We start from the raw sequence: 1,933 nt of genomic DNA, 5'->3' as shown, positions 1-1,933 counted from the left end.
ATTGCAGTGCGTCGTTCCCGTGAGCCTCCGCATGTAGACCTACGGTGTATACACAAGTCGGCTGGACTTCGTTTTTAGATCTAAATCCCCCAACCCCCAAGGATGCGGGGGCTTTCAAAGTCCCCCTTTTCAAGGGGGATTATGCGAGACAGCGACGCATCGAACGGGAGGCTCCCCTGGAGAATCTCTGTCAGGTTGACGATATAATGCGGTTTGCAGCAGTTTTATTTTTAAAAACTACCATCTAATCCTGTGGTGGATTTTATCTCTGAGCTGTCAAACATCTAGAAAGATAAAAATCGGTTTATAATATTCTCTGCCCCCGATTATTGACGAGGAATATTTATGTCCAATCGATTAGTTACTGAGCGCGCTCAAAAACACTTTGATGCCATCGCCTTAAAACTAGATTGGTGGGCAGGACGCAATCGATATTATTATCAAGATCTCGATAGATTGCACCAATTTTTAATTCCGACTGGTAGTAAGGTTTTAGAAATTGGCTGTGGAACTGGCGATTTATTAGCAAAGGTCGATGCAAAATTAAGCGTAGGCATTGACTTTTCATCCGCCGTTGTTAATTTAGCAAAAACTAAATATCCCGACTTACACTTTTATTGCCTGGATGCCGAAGATTTAAATCTAGAATCGCCAAATGAGTTCCCATTACTCGCCACCAAGTTCGACTATATTATTCTATCGGAAGTACTCGGCGATCTGACTAATATTCAACAGGTATTAGTAAATATCCAACAGCTCTGTCATCCACAGACGAGAATAGTAATTAACTTCCATAACTTTTTGTGGGAACCAATTTTAAATCTTGCCGAACGCATCGGGCAACGCCGTCCACAACCGCCCCAAAGTTGGCTGTCGATGAATGATGTCATTAATTTATTAAACGTTACTGGCTATCAACCTGTTAAGATTGGCAGACGATGTATCTTGCCTAAATATATCCCGATCGTCTCTAACTTTGTCAATCGTTATCTGAGTCCATTACCGATCGTCAATCATCTAGGTTTGACTAATTATATCGTCGCCCGCCAACAGATCGATCGCACTCATACTAGTACCGATTATACAGTAAGTGTAGTTATTCCCGCTCGTAATGAAGCCGGAAATATTGCCGATGCGATCGAACGTTTACCCCGACTGGGCAAACATACAGAAGTCATTTTTGTCGAAGGTCATTCGCAAGATGATACCTGGGATAAAATTCAAACTTTAGTAAATACATATAGCGGCGATGTTACCATCCAAGCATTTCAACAATCGGGCAAAGGTAAAGGCGATGCCGTGAGATTGGGATTTGAAAAAGCAACTGGAGATATTTTAATTATTTTAGATGCCGATCTCACCGTCCAACCAGAAGAACTGGTAAACTTTGTAAATGCGATCGCCAGCGGACGTGGAGAATTTATTAATGGTTCGAGATTGGTGTATCCCTATTCTCAAGCTGCAATGCCGTGGCTAAATACCTTAGCAAATAAATTTTTCGCACTAGTTTTTTCATTTTTACTCGGACAGAATATCAAAGATACCCTCTGCGGCACTAAAGTATTGTGGCGCGAAGATTATCTGAGAATTGTAGCCAATCGCAGTTACTTCGGCGATTTCGATCCCTTTGGCGATTTCGATTTGTTATTTGGGGCTGCTAAATTAAACTTGCAAATTGTCGAAGTCCCCGTTCGCTATCAACCCCGCACTTATGGCGAATCAAATATCGCCCACGTTCGCGAGGGATTGGTATTAATTAAAATGTGCCTATATGCGGCTCGTAAAATTAAATTCGTGTAGAGGATATTTGAACACTCTAAGAGGATGTTTGGAAAGTATAAACAGGTACCAGTAGAGAAAAAGCTTCCGCGAATTGTTAGGCTGAATAAAATTCAAAACTTAGACAGCCATCGAGGAAGCCATGAGTCAAGCC

The 1,933-nt window shown here is 41.8% G+C and carries 1 protein-coding gene; it reads left to right on the top strand.

From position 1 onward, the window contains the following. Positions 1-345 precede the first annotated feature (345 nt). Positions 346-1,800 carry a glycosyltransferase gene (locus RMO79_RS22625; RefSeq protein WP_310485523.1) on the top strand — a complete coding sequence of 485 codons (1,455 nt, stop codon included), beginning with the start codon at positions 346-348 and terminating at the stop codon, positions 1,798-1,800. The last annotated feature ends 133 nt before the right edge of the window (positions 1,801-1,933 follow it).

The organism is Chamaesiphon sp. VAR_48_metabat_403, from assembly GCF_031422475.1.
GTDB lineage: Bacteria > Cyanobacteriota > Cyanobacteriia > Cyanobacteriales > Chamaesiphonaceae > Chamaesiphon.
The sequence above is the reverse complement of the archived record's forward strand: the minus strand, read 5'-3'. Positions and strand labels throughout refer to the sequence as shown.

What these genes read in the sequence shown, in the direction of transcription:
- RMO79_RS22625 (WP_310485523.1), top strand. Translation starts at nt 346, where the DNA reads ATGTCCAATCGATTAGTTACTGAGCGCGCTCAAAAACACTTTGATGCC.